Genomic DNA, 13837 nt, shown 5'->3' on the forward strand with positions numbered 1-13837 from the left:
GGCTACTCCCCGACGGGGAAGGTCCACAGCTCGCGGCCCAGGGTGTCCAGGCAGCGGACGGTGCCGAAGCGTTCGTCCCCGGCGGACAGGAAGCCCCGGGCGACCCCGGCCAGGACGGTCCGGGCGACGCCGTCGCCCGAGGTCCAGGCGCCGGTCAGCACCAGTGCCTTGTCGGCCAGCTCGGCGCGCTGCACCCGGGCCACCGAGGCGGTCAGCAGCGCGGCGTTGACCGCCTCCAGCTCGGCGGGGAGCAGGTAGGCCTCCCCGGTAGGGGCGCGGTCCGCCTCGGCCCGGCGCCGCAGCTCCGGCAGGCCGTAGTGGCGGACGGCGGCGACGGCGTCGTCCAGCGGGAGCTGCCAGCGCGGCCCTGGCAGCACCTCCCACCAGACGTCCTCGCCGACCGGCAGCACCTCGCCGATCCGGGCCCGCCAGGTCTCGATGCCGTACCGGGTGCGCGGGTCGGGTCGGTGCCCGGGGAGGTCCGCGACGGCCCAGTCGGTGCGGCGGACCACGGAGAGGTCGAAGGTGAAGGGCACCCGGTCGGCGGCGGGGCGCTCGACCAGGCCGAGCAGCAGCCAGTGGCTCGCGTCGGGCAGGCTGAAGGTCCGGCGCCACCCGGTGAGGCCCAGGGCGCGCAGGGCGGGTGCGAGGTGCTCGCGCAGGCCCTTCGTGTGGAGCCCGTGGTGCTCGTGGAGCTCGTGGGCGGTCGTCATCGTGGTCTTTCCCTGCTCGTCGTGCTGCCGGTGGCGGTCCCCGCCGGGGAGCCGCGCCCCGTCGGTGGTGCTCTCCGCCGGGGACGGGCCCCTGCGCTGGGGGAGAGGCCCGCCGGTGGGAGTTCCCCGTCGGTGCTGGTCCCCGGAGGGCCGGCCCAAACCCGGGAGGGGTGTGCGACCGGGGCCGGTACGGGTCGTGCGTGCGCCCTCGAACGGGGCGGGGTCGCGGTGGCGGGCCGGGAGTGCCGTCGGACCCGGCGTCCGGGTGCGGCGGCGGCCGGGTTGCTTCGCCTACCGACAACGTAGGGCGGACGGGCCCGCCCGGGCCGTGGGCGAACGGCAGCAGTCCTCGGGACCTTGGCCCCGGTCGCGCCGGTCGTTCGGCCGGAGCCGAAGTGTTCGCCCGAATGGCGCATCATGTGGCGGGTGCAGAGTGCAGAGCGCCCCGGAGCGGGCACCGACGGCCCCGTCGGCCGGTCCGGACCAGTACCACCCGACGGCCCGCCACCGGGCCCGGCCTCCGCCCGCCCCGACCTGACCGAGGCGGTCCGGGCCGCGCAGGGCGGGGACGAGGAGGCGTTCCGGCTGCTGTTCCGGACGGTGCAGCCGGGCCTGCTGCGCTACCTGCGGGTGCTGGTCGGAGGTCGGCCGGAGGACGCGCAGGACGCCGAGGACATCGCGTCCGAGGCCTGGCTGCAGATCTCCCGGGACCTGCGCGGCTTCTCCGGGGACGGGGACGCCTTCCGCGGCTGGGCCGCCACCGTCGCCCGCCACCGCGCCCTCGACCACCTGCGCGCCCGGCGTCGCCGTCCGGTCGCCGACCTGCCCGTCGAACAGTTGGCCGAGCTGGCGGCGGGGGACGACACCGCGCGGGCCGCGCTGACCACGGTCGGCACCGCCGACGCGCTGGCCCTGATCTCCCGGCTGCCGCGCGACCAGGCCGAGGCCGTGCTGCTGAGAGTGGTCATGGAGCTGGACGCGGAGAGCGCCGCCCGGGTGCTCGGCAAGCGGGCCGGCAGCGTCCGGATGGCCGCCCACCGGGGGTTGCGGCGGCTGGCCAAGCTGGTCGAGCCGCTCGCGTCCGGGGGCGGCATCCCGGCCGCCCGGGCCGGCGGACGGGCGGCCCGCGCCGAGGCCGGTACGGGGCCCGAAACCGCCGGAACGGCCGCCGGAACCACTGCCGGGACCGCCCCCGGAACAGCCGCCGGAGTGAGCGCGGGCGAGGCCGCCGGGCGACCCACGGGGAAACCCGCGAAAAAAAGTTCTCCGCAGGGTGTGACAGAACGCCGGGCCGCGACGCTGAAGGACATGAGATGAGCACCAACCGATCCCGTCGGATCGACCGTGATGCCGCCGAGCAGCTGCTCGGCGGTGCCGTGGGCGGCCCGTCGGCCGGGCAGGACGCCTCGCTCACCGGACCGGACGGCGGTCCCGGGCAGCTCGCCCGGGTGCTCGCCGCGGCCGCCGCTCCCGCGACGGTCGAGGAACTGGCCGGGGAGGAGGCCGCCCTGGCCGCGTTCCGGAAGGCGAGTCTCGCGCCCGACCCGACAGTGACCCCCGTCCGGAGACGATCGATGGCAACCGCCGCGCTGGCCAGGGCCTTCAGCACGAAGGCCACTGCCGTCGTGCTCGGCACCACCGCGCTGTGCGGGGTCGCCGTCGCCGCCGGAACCGGCAACCTGCCGTCCCCGCTGGGCGGCGGCCCGTCCGCGCCGGAGCACGGGCTCGCGAGTGGGGACGCGGCCGGCGGCCCCGTGCCGGGCTCGTCGACCGTCGGTCCGTCCGCGGGCGTGGCCCCGTTCGGTGCCGTGACGTCCGGCGCCGCCCGTCCGTCCGGCGGACCGCAGGCGGTCGTCCCGTCCGATCCCACGACGCCCGGCACCCCCTCGGCCGAGGGGCGCGGCCTGCGAACCGCCGCCCCGCCCGCGCTGCTCGGTCTCTGCACCGGCTTCACCGACCGAGCGGCCAAGGGCGAGCGCCCGAGCAAGCTGGTCGGCGACCCGCTGTACGGCCCGCTGGTCACGGCGGCCGGCGGCGCGGACCAGGTGACGGACTACTGCAAGGCCGCGATCGGCGACGAGGACGGCGACCACCAGGGCGCCACCACCTCGACGCGGGGGCCCGGCCGCCCCGGCACCGTGCCCGGTGCGGGAGCGGGCAAGGGCAACAGCGACGGCGGCCGGACCGGTGGCAGCGGCAACGGCAACGGAAGCGGCGGCGCCGGAGACGGCAACGCCGACGGCGGCGGCAACGGCAACGGCCAGGACACCGGCGGCGCCGGCACCAGGCCGGGCAAGTCCGGCGTCACCCTCCCGCCCGCCCCGACCGTCCCCGGCACGCAGGACGTCCGCCCGAGCAAGCCCGACCGGTCCGAGAACCAGCAGTCGGCCGAGAGGTAACCCCGAGAACTCCGGGTGGGCGGCGAGCGACTCCCCCCGGGCTCGCCGCCCACCCGGAACAGCACCACCCGCAGTACCCGCACCATCCCGCACCACCCGCGGGAAGCAGTACCACCCGAAGACCCCGGGTGGCCGGTCGGCTCCCCCGTGCCCACCGGCCACCCGGCCGGCCCCGGCCGGACCGGTAGGCGCACCCCCCGGACGCGCCGCCGGCCCGGCCGGCCCGGAAACGTGCGGCCCGCCCGCCCGCAGTCAGGGCGGGCCGCACCCCCGTGCCGGCGGCCGGGGGACCGCTGCCCGGTCCCCCGACCGCCACCCTCCGCCCCTGGTCGGGGCGTTCGGCCCGACCGGCGGTGCGGCTATCGTGCACAGGTGCACGAGGCGGCCCGGGACCCCGGGCAGGGCACGTGAGGGGAGCTCCAGGTGATCGGACGGGCGCTGAACGGGCGTTACGAACTCGTCGAGTTGCTCGGCGTCGGCGGCATGGCCACCGTCTGGCGCGGCGTCGACCGGGTGCTGGGCCGTCAGGTGGCCGTCAAGGTGCTCAACGGCGGTCTCGCCGACGACCCCCGCTTCGCCGAGCGCTTCAGCCGCGAGGCCCAGCACGCGGCCATGCTGGCGCACCCGAGGATCGTCATGGTCTTCGACTCCGGCGTGGACCAGGGCACCCCGTTCATCGTCATGGAGCTGGTCAGCGGCCGTTCGCTGGCCGCCCTGCTGGCGGAGCGGCAGGCGCTGCCGGTGGAGCGCGCCGTCGGCATCGCGGCGGCGGTCTGCGAGGCGCTGTCGGTCGCGCACGCGGCCGGACTGGTGCACCGGGACATCAAGCCCGGGAACATCATGATCACCGACGACGGCGGGGTGAAGGTCGTCGACTTCGGCATCGCCCGGGCCGGTTCCTCCAGCAACCTCACCCAGACCGCGAGCGTGCTCGGTACGGCCGCCTACCTCTCGCCCGAACAGGCCACCGCCTCGGCGCTGGACGGGCGGACGGACCTGTACGCGGTCGGCTGCGTGCTCACCGAGATGCTCACCGGCGCGACCCCGTTCACCGCGGAGACCCCGGTGGCGATCGCCTTCAAGCACGTCAGCGAGCAGCCCCTGCCGCCGTCCGTCCGCCGCCCCGGCCTGCCGCCCGCGCTGGACGCGGCGGTGCTGCGGCTGCTGGCCAAGAACCCGGCCGACCGCCCGGCCGACGCGGCCGCCGCGCGGGCCGAACTCCTCACCACCGTGCCGGGGTTGATGGTCGGCGACCCGACCGCCGAACTGCTCGCGAACACCGCCGGGGCCGCCACCCGGTTCCTCCCGCCCGTTGCCGCCGCCCCCTCGCCGAACCAGCAGCACACCACCGTGCTGCCGCCCCAGCCGCCGGCCGCCACCTCGGTGATGGCGCCGATCCCCGCCCCCGCCCCGGCGCCGGCCCCTGTCCCCGCCCCCGCCCGCAGCCGGCGCAAGCCGCTGGTGCTCGGGGCGCTGGGCGTGGCGGGCCTCGCCGGGGTCACGGCGCTGGCCCTCACCGCCTTCGACGGACCGGCCGATGGTGCGGCCGCCGCCAAACCGGCCGCGGCCACCGCTCCGGCGGCGACGCCCACCACCCAGGCCACGACCCCCGCCCCGAAGGCCTCCACGCCGACCTCGGCGGCGCCCACCACCACCGCGCCCTCCACGCCCACCTCGGCCGTCCCGCGCAACCAGCCCGCCGCGCTGCAGATCCAGTCCTTCCGCCAGGCCGTCGCCCAGGCCCAGGTCGGCAAGGAACGGGACAAGCAGGCGGAGCTGCTGAGGATCCTCGACGCCACCGCCGCGCGCCTCAACGAGGGCAACCCGGACGACGCCGCCCAGGAGCTCAGGAACGCCCAGAAGGTGGTCCGGGACATGGGCAAGAAGCACGCCGTCGACGTCCCGACGTACGCCAACTGGAACACCCGCCTCTCGGCCCTGTTCGCCACCCTCCACACCGCCGCCGACCTCCAGGACGACTGACGGCCCGCCAGAACGGGCCCGTGCTGACGATCGGATCCCTCGCCCTCGGCGTCTGCGACATGTCCCGCGCCGTCGCCTTCCGGACGGCCGCCCTCGACTACGTCCCGCGCGGCGGCCTGGTCGGGGACGACTGGACGGTCCTCGCCTGCCCGGACGGCAACCGCTTCTGCGTGATCGACACCAGCCGTTCCTGAGTCCACCGCCTTGTCCACAGCCTGTGGACAAGGCGGTGGGTTCGGCCCAGGCCCACGGCCCACGGCCCGCGGTTCGACGCGGTCGTCGCCCGCGCCGTCCGCTGGTACGGGCCCGCCCGCGCCGACGCCGGCGGGTTCACTCCTGCTTCCGGATCCTCTGCTCGACGTTCCCCCGGATCGCCCGGGACGCCGTCCCGGCCGCGGCCGCGAGGAACACGAAGTTGTACCCGATCTGGAGCGTCACCACGAGTCGGGCCGTCTGCCCCGCCGGGGTGATGTCGCCGTACCCCACGGTGGCCATCGTCACGACCGTGAAGTACAGCGCGTCCAGCCGGGTCTCCAGCCCGTCGAACTCCGCCTTGTGCGAGCCCAGCACGAAGTACGTCCCCGCGAAGATGGTCAGCGCGAGGAAGATCAGGAAGATCAGCCAGACCACCGGCCGCTTGGCGGTGCCCCGCATCACGCCGACGATCTTGGCCAGCATCAGCCAGCTCATCCCGGCCAGCGCCCCCACGAAGGCCAGCCAGCTCAGCCGCGGCCGGCGCTCGCCCAGCCACTCCAACGGCAGGGTGAAGTACCCGACCATCAGCAGCGTCGACGCGCACAGCAGCCAGAACCAGGCCCTCAGGTCGGTAGGCGGCGGCGGGTTCTCGGACATCCCGTCCAGCCTCGCCGCACCCGCTCCCGCCCGCCCTCCCGCCTGCTCCGATCGGGCCGGCCCCCGCCGGACCCCGGGCTCCCCCTCAGGCCACCGGCCGAGAAGGCCCGACCGGCCCGGCCCGCTCGGCCCGCCCCGCCCCCGGCTCGTCCAGCAGCTCCAGCACCGCCAGGACGGCGAGCAGCCCGAGCGCCAGACAGAGCGTCACCAGCACCGTCGGGTAGCTCCACAGCACGAAGGCCAGTGCCGTGAGCGCGACCGCCAGCCAGCCCAGCGGGGCCTTCCAGCGGTGGACGAACCGGCCGACTGGCCCGAGCCGCAGGCCGGCCCGTCCGGCCGCCCGCCGTACCCCGCCCAGCCCGGCGCGCCAGCCGCCCCGGACGGTGCGCGCCCAGCGCCCCGGGCCGATGACCCAGGCGCCGAGCGCGACCAGCAGGCCGAGGGTGACCACCACCCGGACGGCCGAGCGCAGGTACCGCACCAGGGTGTCGTACACCGCCTGGGCGGCCGCCTGGTCGACGTCGGCCGGCAGCCGGTCCAGGTAGACGGCCCGGAACACGCTCAGCCCGACGCCCAGCAGCAGCGCCCCGCCCGCCATGCCGAGGGACGCCACCACCACGGCCCGGCGGCGCCGCGCGGCGAGCAGCACCCCGCCGAGCGCACAGGCGCCGGCCAGCACCGGCACCCAGAACCCGGCCAGGTTCAGGACCCGCAGGGCGGTGCGGATCTCCGGCAGGGCGTCGGACTGCACCAGCGGGTAGGAGGTGTGGATCTCCGGGATCCGGGAGGCCAGCGGGATCCCCTGGTCGACCAGCTTGGACTTCACCCGGGCGATCACCGGGGCGAGGTCGAGCACCACGGTGTTGCCGTGCACCTCGACGGCGCCGCCGCCCTGCCCGGTCACCATCTGCACGACGGCGGCGTGCGCGTCCCGGTTGACGTCCGTCCAGAGGGTGACGAAGGCGTCGCTGTCCACCAGCCGCTCGACCTGGGTGTGGACGAAGCCGCTGAGCCCGCCCTCCAGGGCCTGGCCGACGCCGCCCAGCAACGCGCCGAGCTTGGGCTTGTCGTCCGGTGCGAGGCCGTCGAGCAGCGAGTCGAGCGGGAGCTTCTTCATGATCTCCGCGGTCACCCGGTCGGTGACGGCCGCCTTGATCCGGGGGTCCTCGGCCAGCGGGGCCATCGTCGCGAGGTAGCGGTCGGTGTCGCTGATCTCGGACCTCGCCCAGAGCGCGAGGGCGCCGAGCGGGGTGAGCACACAGGCCAGCACGATCAGCAGGGCGGCGAAGAAGGAGCGCACCCGGTGCCGGGGCGGGCGCGCTGCCGGCCCGGCTGCCAACTGCTCGGCGAGCCGCGCCTCCTGGGCCTCGACGGCGCTCAGCCGGGCCCGCAGCTCGGCCAGTCCGTCGCCGGGACCGTCACCGGGACCGGAGCCGGCACCGGGCTCGCCGTCACGCTTACCGTCGCGCTCGCCGCCGGGCTCGTCGGTGGGCATGCCGGGACTCCGTTCCTCCGGTGGGTGCATACCAGGAGACAACGGATCAGATCGGACGGCCAGTCGGGAGGGCCCGGGTGCCCGGACGGCCCCGGAACGCGGAAAGCCCCTGGTGGGTCACCAGGGGCTTTCCGGAGTCAAGGAGTGAGGATCAGGCGGTCGTCTCGGGCCGCTTGGTCTCGGTGGCCTTGGTCACGTTGGTCGGCGTGACGGCCGGGCGGTCGGCGCTCTGCTGGGGAGCGGCGGTGCTCTGCGCGGTACCGGCGGTGCTCTGCGCGGTACCGGCGGCGTCCGCCGGGGTGTCGTCCTCGCGCATGGCCTTGGTCTCGGCCTTCAGGATGCGCATGGACTTGCCCAGACCACGGGCCATCTCGGGCAGCTTCTTCGATCCGAACAGCAGGACTACGACCGCCAGCACCACGAGAATGTGCCAGGGCTCAAGACCGTTCCGCAGCATCCCTGGCCACCGGTCCCTTCTTGTCTAGAGTCATGGCGGGCGCTAGCGCCCGTGCTGGCCAGTATGCCTGGCCCTGACGGCGAACGGATACACCGGCCGGGAAACGCTGGCCAAAAACCAGGTGCCGTGCAGGCGGATCGCGAGGACCGCGGTGCCCAGCTGGCCGAATTACAGGTGCCGAAGCTCACATGCGCCGCTCGTGCCGGTGCGTTCGGCGCGTTCAATAGACGAACGGCACCAGACGCTTCGACACCCGACGGTACTCCTCGTACTCGCTCCCGAAGGCGTCCAGCAGCAGCCGTTCCTCGGCGGAGATCCGCCAGCCGTACGCGGCCGGCAGCAGCGCCGCGACCACCAGGGCGGCCACCCAGCTGCCGGTGCCGACCGCGTAGCCGCCCCAGACCAGCAGGCTGCCGGTGTAACCGGGGTGCCGGATCAGCCGGTACGGGCCGCCGCGGACCAGCTGCTGGGTCTCCACGGTGCGCAGGGTGCGGGTGTAGTACCGGCCCAGGGTGCGCATGCCCCAGGCCCGCAGGGCCAGCCCGGCGGCCACCATGGCGACCCCGAACCAGCGCGCCCAGGCGGGCAGTTCGCCGATCCCGGCGCGGTCGAACAGCGCCACGACCAGGACCGAGGCCGCGTAGCAGCCGAGCAGCAGCCGGGTCGACCCGCGGTCGCGGCGGTCGGCGTGCCAGGTGCCGGCGGAGGCGTCCTCGCGCCGGCGCAGCAGCAGCTCGTAGGCGATCCAGCAGAGCAGGCCGAGGAGGGAGAGGAGGGAGGGCAGGGGCATCAGGACTCCCGGCGGTCGGATCCGAGGTGTGCCTCCACGGTCCTCCGACCGGGCCGCCGGCACACCCACCCGGGGGTGGACCCGCCGCGCTCCACCTCCGGGTGGAGTCCCCGCGCCGCCGCCACGGGCTGTCGATGCAACAGATGTACATCTGCTACATTTGCGCCATGAGTGAGCCAGTGATCGAGTCGATGGCCGATGTGCGGAGTCACCTCGCGGACGTGATCGACCGGGCGAGGCGCGACGAGACCCCGACGATCATCACGAGGCGGGGCAGGCAGGAAGCGGTGGTGATCGACATCGCCGAGTACCAGCGCCTCAAGGATGTCGCGGAGCGGGCCGAGGACGAGTGGCTGAACCGCCTTGCGGACGAGGCTGAGGCCGAGGGGCTGGACGGCTCCGTCTCTCTGGAGGAAATGGCTGCCATGCTTCGCGAGCACCAAGGCTGACCGCGATGGGGTACGTCACACGGTTCAGTCCGCGCGCGCAGCGGGAACTTCTCAAGGTGCCCCGGCTGGATGCGGTCGGGATTCTCCACCGGCTCACCGAGCTGCGGGTCGCTCTGGATGATGGCGACACCTCGGCTTTCGATGTCAAGGCGCTTCAGGGGCACCACGCCCGCTGGCGGTTGGGGGTGGGGGACTATCGGGTCCTCTACACCATCGAGGCCGGGGCCCTGGTCGTATGGGTCATGTCGGTCGGCAATCGTCGGGACATCTATCGCCACCTGTAGCCCTGGCCGAACACGGCGGAGAGCCCCCGGCCGGGTGGGCGGGGGCTCTCGATGACTCGCGTGGATCGGGCCGGGTGGGTCAGACGGGGGTGGTCTCGGGCTCGGCGGTGGGTGCGGTGGTGGCGGCCGGGAGGTGGCGCATCAGGCGGTAGGCCAGGGCCGCGGCGCCCAGCGCGAAGACCAGACCGACCACGGCCGCGACGTGCAGGCCGTCGGTGAAGGCGGTGCGGGCGGTCTCCAGCAGGTCGGCGCCGACCCGGCCGGGCAGGTGGCCGGCGACGGTGACCGCGCCGCCGAGGGTGTCCTGGGCGGCCCGGGCGGCCTCGCCGTCGACGCCGGCCGGGAGGGCACCGTCCAGCCGGTGGCGGTAGACCGCGGCGCCGGCCGCGCCGAGCAGGGCGATGCCGAGCGAGCTGCCGAGTTCGACGGCGGTCTCGGAGGTGGCGGAGGCGGCGCCGGCCCGTTCGACCGGGGCGGCGGAGACGACCATCTCGGCGGTCATCGTCATGGTGCCGACCGTCCCGGCGGCCAGCACGCCCGCCGCGGTGAGGATGAGCGCCAGCGGGGAGTGCGCCCCGACCCGGGTCATCATCGCGAAGCCCGCCGAACCGACCAGGAACCCGCCGCCCATCAGTACCGCCGGGCGGACCTTCCCTGCCAGCGCCGAGCTGATCCCGACCGCCGCGCCGACGCCCAGGCTCGGCACCAGCGACCAGAGCGAGGCGGTCAGCGGGCTCATGCCCTTGACCAGCTGGAGGTACTGCGAGGTGAAGAGCGAGAAGCCCATCATCGCGAACATCGCGATGCTGTTGACGCTGATCGCGCCGCTGAAGGTGCGGATCCGGAACAGGCTCAGGTCGAGCAGCGGGTCGGCGGCGGTGCGCTGGCGCCGGACGAAGGCGGCGGCCAGCAGCAGCCCGGCGGGGATGGCGAGCCCCGGCAGCGGGCTCCAGCCGTCGACGGCGACCGTCTTGACGCCGTAGACCAGCGGCAGGATCGCGGCCAGCGAGAGTACGGCGCCGAGCAGGTCGAAGCGGCCGGTGCGGCCGGGGGAGCGGTACTCGGGGAGCAGGACGGGCGCGGTCAGCAGCACCAGGGCCATCACCGGGACGGCGAGCAGGAAGGCCGAGCCCCACCAGAAGTGCTCCAGCAGCAGGCCGCCGGCGACCGGGCCGAGGGTGGCCCCCGCGGTGAGGACGCCGCCCCAGGCGCCGAGGGCGATCTGCCGCTGCCTGGGGTTGTGGAACATGTTGCGGATCAGCGCGAGCGTCGAGGGCATCACGGTGGCCCCGGCCGCGCCGAGCACCGCGCGGGCCGCGATCAGCTGGCCGGCGTCGTGCGACCAGGCGGCCAGCAGCGAGGCGCCCGCGAAGCCGGCGGCGCCGATCATCAGCAGCCGGCGGCGGCCGATCCGGTCGCCCAGGGCACCCATCGTGATGAGCAGCCCGGCCAGCAGGAACGAGTACATGTCCATGATCCACAGCTGCTGGGTGCCGCTCGGCGCCAGCGTGGTGGAGATGTACGGGACGGCGAAGAAGAGCACGCCCATGTCCATGGTGAGGACGAGGGTCGGGAGCAGGAGAACGGCCAGGCCGATCCATTCGCGACGGCCTGCGCGGCCGGTGGTTGCGGTCATGGGGAAGACGGTACGGATGTGTCAGACGCTTGTCTAGTACAAATGTGCAAGACATCCGTCCAGGGCTTCCGTAGGATCAGGGCATGGGAAACCGCGAAGACCTGATGGCCGGCGCCAAGCGCTGCCTGTACGAGAAGGGCTACGGGCGCACCACCGCCCGTGACGTCGCGACCGCCTCCGGCGTCAGCCTGGCCGCGATCGGCTACCACTTCGGCTCGAAGGAGGCGCTGCTCAACGCGGCGATGGTCGAGGCGATCGGGGAGATGGGGGCGGCCATGGGAGCGGTGGTGATCGCCGCCAACCAGGTGTCGGACGACCCGGAGGTGCGCTTCGCCGCCGTCTGGGACGGCCTGCGGGGCGTCTTCGTCGAGCACCGCGGGCTCTGGGCGGCCCAGTTCGAGGCGCTCGCCCAGGCCGGGCACGCCCCCGACCTGGCGCAGGCCTTCGCGGCGGCGCAGAAGGAGGGGCGGCTCGGGCTGGCCGCCGTGTTCCAGGGGGTGCCCGAGGTGCCGGACACCGAGGAGGAGGTCGCCCGCGGGGCCTTCTACCAGACCCTGCTGGCCGGCTACTGCGCCCAGTGGCTGGCCGCGCCCGAACTCGCGCCCAGCGGGCAGGACTTCCTGCGCGGACTGCGGCTGGTCAGCGACAGCGTGTTCAACCCCGTGGAGCCCCCGCCCGCTACGCGGTGACGGCGGTCAGCAGCACCACCGAGTCGACGTGCGCCAGCAGCCCGTGCCGCTCCTGCGGGACGGGCTCCAGGTGGCCGGCCGGCAGTTCCAGCCGCCGGCCGGCGATGGTCAGCGAGACCCGGCCGCGCAGCACCTGGACACTGCCCGCGGTGGGCGGGTTGTGCTCGTCCAGCGCGGTGCCCGCGGTCAGCGCGATCACGGTCTGCCGCAGCATCCCGTCGTGCAGGACCAGGTGGGCGCTGCGCCCGTGCGGACTCTCGGCCGCCCGGGCGGCGTGCTCCACGGCGAGCTGTTCGAGATCGGGCATCGCACCTCCTCCTCGCTCCGGGTCCGGGCGCACTCCGTGTGCCCAGGGTCGCGGACGCCCGGGCGGCCCGCACCCGGAGGCGCCGCGCCCTGATCCGACGAAATCCAGGAGACCGGCCCCGGGCCGTCCCACCCGAGCAGTCCGAGGTGCGGCCCCCGCCGACTGCCCGCATCGTGGAGGCATGGCGACCAACCAGAGAATGTTCAGCGGTTTCCAGGTCAACCGTCCGGTGCTGGCCGGCGGCCTGGCGCTCACCGCGATCGGCACGGTGCTCAGCGCGGCCGGGGCGACGATGGTCTGCGTAGCCCTGCTCACCGCGGGGCGCACGTGGGTGCGCGGCCTGGAGGCGCGACCGGCCGCGATGGCCCAACGGGCCCTGCGCGAGGCGCGGGTGGCGTCCACGGCGGGCTGGGAGGCCTGGCGCGCCGAGCACAGCTCGCCCAACTGAGCCGGGACGGCCGCCGGTGAGGGTGCCGGTACGGGTACGGCGGGCCGCCCGAGGGCGACCCGCCGCAGCGTTCGAACTGGCTGAACGGGCTGAACGGCCCTACAGGCCGAGCGACTTGGCGATGATGCTGCGCATGACCTCGCTGGTGCCGCCGTAGATCCGGAACACCCGGTTGTCGGTGTAGAGCCGGGCGATCGGGTACTCCAGGATGTAGCCGTAACCGCCGTGCAGCTGGAGGCACTTGTCGATCACGGTGGAGGCCGACTCGGTGCAGAACAGCTTCGCCGCGGCCGCGTCCGCGACGGTCAACTCGCCGTTCTGGTACAGCTCCAGCGCCCGGTCCACCATCGACTGCTGCGCCACCACCTGGGCCTCGCAGTCGGCCAGGGTGAACTTGGTGTTCTGGAACTCGGCGACCGCCTTGCCGAACACCTTGCGGTCCTTGACGTACTGCACCGCGAACCGCACCGCCGCCGCGGCCGCCGCGTACGCGCCGACGGCGATCGCGAGGCGCTCCTGCACCAGGTTGTGCGTCAGGTAGGAGAACGCCCGGCCCTCCTCGCCGAGCAGGTTCTCCACCGGAACCCGGACGTCGTCGAACGCCAACTCGGCGGTGTCCGAGGTGCGCAGGCCGATCTTCTGGAGCTTGCGGCCGACGGTGTAGCCCTCGGAGGCGGTGTCCACGCAGACGATGGACAGTCCGGCCCGGCGGTTCTCCGGGTCGTGCGGGGCGGTGCGGCAGACCACCAGGACGAGGTCGGCCAGCACACCGCCGGTGATGAAGGTCTTGGCGCCGTTCAGGACGTAGTGGGTGCCGTCCTCGGAGAGCCGCGCGGTGGTGGAGATGCCCGCGAGGTCGGAGCCGGCGCCCGGCTCGGTCATCGCGATCGCGGTCATGATGTCGCCGGAGACGAAGCCGGGCAGCCAGCGCCGCTTCTGCTCCTCGTTCGCGTACTCCAGCAGGTAGGGCAGCACCAGGCCGGTGTGCACGCCGGAGGAACCGAAGCTGACGCCCGCCCGGGCGGTCTCCTCGGCGATCACCGCCTGGTACTTGAACCCGCTCTCGCCCGCGCCGCCGTACTCCTCCGGCACCTCGATGCCGTAGACGCCGAGCGCGCCGAGCTGCCGGTAGAAGTCGCGCGGCGGGTGGCCCTCGGCCTCCCAGCTCTCGTAGACCGGGACGACCTCGTTGGCGATGAAGTCCCGGATGGTCTCCCGGAAGGCCTCGTGGTCCTCGTTGAACACGGTGCGGCGCACGGCGGCGCTCCCTTCGACGGCACCGGCCGGGGCTGCCGACCGGAGCGGAACGTGCCTGGTGATGGCCCCACAAGTTAA

Annotated in this window: 16 protein-coding genes; 8 read left to right on the top strand and 8 right to left on the bottom strand. The window is 74.4% G+C overall.

Annotated elements, in window-relative coordinates; genetic code table 11:
* Positions 1-2: 2 nt before the first annotated feature.
* Positions 3-713, bottom strand: coding sequence for a hypothetical protein (locus ACGF0D_RS07955; RefSeq protein ID WP_392914335.1), 711 nt, complete (start codon positions 711-713; stop codon positions 3-5).
* A gap of 426 nt (positions 714-1139) precedes the next feature.
* Between ACGF0D_RS07955 and ACGF0D_RS07960 the strand changes: the two genes are divergently transcribed.
* The 4 genes from ACGF0D_RS07960 to ACGF0D_RS07975 all read left to right on the top strand — a co-directional run bounded on the left by ACGF0D_RS07960 (position 1140) and on the right by ACGF0D_RS07975 (position 5289).
* Complete coding sequence (locus ACGF0D_RS07960; protein ID WP_392868008.1) at positions 1140-2030, top strand: RNA polymerase sigma factor; 891 nt, start codon at positions 1140-1142, stop codon at positions 2028-2030.
* A complete protein-coding gene (locus ACGF0D_RS07965; protein ID WP_392914336.1) occupies positions 2027-3112 on the top strand; it encodes a hypothetical protein in 1086 nt (361 codons plus the stop codon). The genes ACGF0D_RS07960 and ACGF0D_RS07965 overlap by 4 nt, the downstream gene beginning before the upstream one ends.
* 423 nt (positions 3113-3535) lie before the next feature.
* Complete coding sequence (locus ACGF0D_RS07970; protein ID WP_392868002.1) at positions 3536-5095, top strand: protein kinase; 1560 nt, start codon at positions 3536-3538, stop codon at positions 5093-5095.
* A 20-nt stretch (positions 5096-5115) separates the two neighbouring features.
* On the top strand, positions 5116-5289 hold the full coding sequence (locus ACGF0D_RS07975) for a hypothetical protein (RefSeq protein ID WP_392867999.1): 174 nt from the start codon (positions 5116-5118) through the stop codon (positions 5287-5289).
* Between the two features lie 136 nt (positions 5290-5425).
* Here ACGF0D_RS07975 and ACGF0D_RS07980 read toward each other — a convergent pair whose 3' ends face one another.
* From ACGF0D_RS07980 to ACGF0D_RS07995, 4 genes are all read right to left on the bottom strand, one after another.
* On the bottom strand, positions 5426-5947 hold the full coding sequence (locus tag ACGF0D_RS07980) for an ion channel (protein WP_392914337.1): 522 nt from the start codon (positions 5945-5947) through the stop codon (positions 5426-5428).
* A gap of 85 nt (positions 5948-6032) precedes the next feature.
* A complete protein-coding gene (locus tag ACGF0D_RS07985; protein WP_392914338.1) occupies positions 6033-7442 on the bottom strand; it encodes a hypothetical protein in 1410 nt (469 codons plus the stop codon).
* 151 nt (positions 7443-7593) lie between these two features.
* The gene (tatA, locus tag ACGF0D_RS07990; RefSeq protein ID WP_392867992.1) at positions 7594-7899 is read right to left on the bottom strand and encodes a Sec-independent protein translocase subunit TatA; all 306 of its coding nucleotides are present in this window, start codon (positions 7897-7899) and stop codon (positions 7594-7596) included.
* Between the two features lie 220 nt (positions 7900-8119).
* A complete protein-coding gene (locus ACGF0D_RS07995) occupies positions 8120-8689 on the bottom strand; it encodes a methyltransferase family protein (protein WP_392867990.1) in 570 nt (189 codons plus the stop codon).
* A gap of 167 nt (positions 8690-8856) precedes the next feature.
* Here ACGF0D_RS07995 and ACGF0D_RS08000 point away from each other — a divergent pair, with 167 nt between their 5' ends.
* Both ACGF0D_RS08000 and ACGF0D_RS08005 read left to right on the top strand, forming a co-directional pair.
* On the top strand, positions 8857-9138 hold the full coding sequence (locus ACGF0D_RS08000) for a type II toxin-antitoxin system Phd/YefM family antitoxin (RefSeq protein ID WP_392914339.1): 282 nt from the start codon (positions 8857-8859) through the stop codon (positions 9136-9138).
* A 5-nt stretch (positions 9139-9143) separates the two neighbouring features.
* Positions 9144-9422 carry a type II toxin-antitoxin system RelE/ParE family toxin gene (locus ACGF0D_RS08005; RefSeq protein ID WP_392914340.1) on the top strand — a complete coding sequence of 93 codons (279 nt, stop codon included), beginning with the start codon at positions 9144-9146 and terminating at the stop codon, positions 9420-9422.
* 79 nt (positions 9423-9501) lie between these two features.
* Here ACGF0D_RS08005 and ACGF0D_RS08010 read toward each other — a convergent pair whose 3' ends face one another.
* A complete protein-coding gene (locus ACGF0D_RS08010; RefSeq protein ID WP_392914341.1) occupies positions 9502-11058 on the bottom strand; it encodes an MFS transporter in 1557 nt (518 codons plus the stop codon).
* 83 nt (positions 11059-11141) lie between these two features.
* Between ACGF0D_RS08010 and ACGF0D_RS08015 the strand changes: the two genes are divergently transcribed.
* Entirely contained in the window at positions 11142-11747 is a 606-nt protein-coding gene (locus ACGF0D_RS08015) for a TetR/AcrR family transcriptional regulator (protein ID WP_392867982.1), read from the top strand.
* Here the strand turns inward: ACGF0D_RS08015 and ACGF0D_RS08020 are convergent.
* Positions 11737-12054, bottom strand: a complete 318-nt coding sequence (locus tag ACGF0D_RS08020) for a cupin (RefSeq protein ID WP_392914342.1) — start codon at positions 12052-12054, stop codon at positions 11737-11739. The genes ACGF0D_RS08015 and ACGF0D_RS08020 overlap by 11 nt on opposite strands.
* A 181-nt stretch (positions 12055-12235) precedes the next feature.
* Here ACGF0D_RS08020 and ACGF0D_RS08025 point away from each other — a divergent pair, with 181 nt between their 5' ends.
* A complete protein-coding gene (locus tag ACGF0D_RS08025; protein ID WP_392867977.1) occupies positions 12236-12502 on the top strand; it encodes a hypothetical protein in 267 nt (88 codons plus the stop codon).
* A 99-nt stretch (positions 12503-12601) separates the two neighbouring features.
* On the opposite strand, the gene ACGF0D_RS08030 is transcribed toward ACGF0D_RS08025, so the two are convergent.
* Entirely contained in the window at positions 12602-13759 is a 1158-nt protein-coding gene (locus tag ACGF0D_RS08030) for an acyl-CoA dehydrogenase family protein (RefSeq protein WP_392914343.1), read from the bottom strand.
* Positions 13760-13837 lie beyond the last annotated feature (78 nt).

The organism is Kitasatospora sp. NPDC048298 (assembly GCF_043201465.1).
In the GTDB taxonomy this organism is placed as follows: domain Bacteria; phylum Actinomycetota; class Actinomycetes; order Streptomycetales; family Streptomycetaceae; genus Kitasatospora.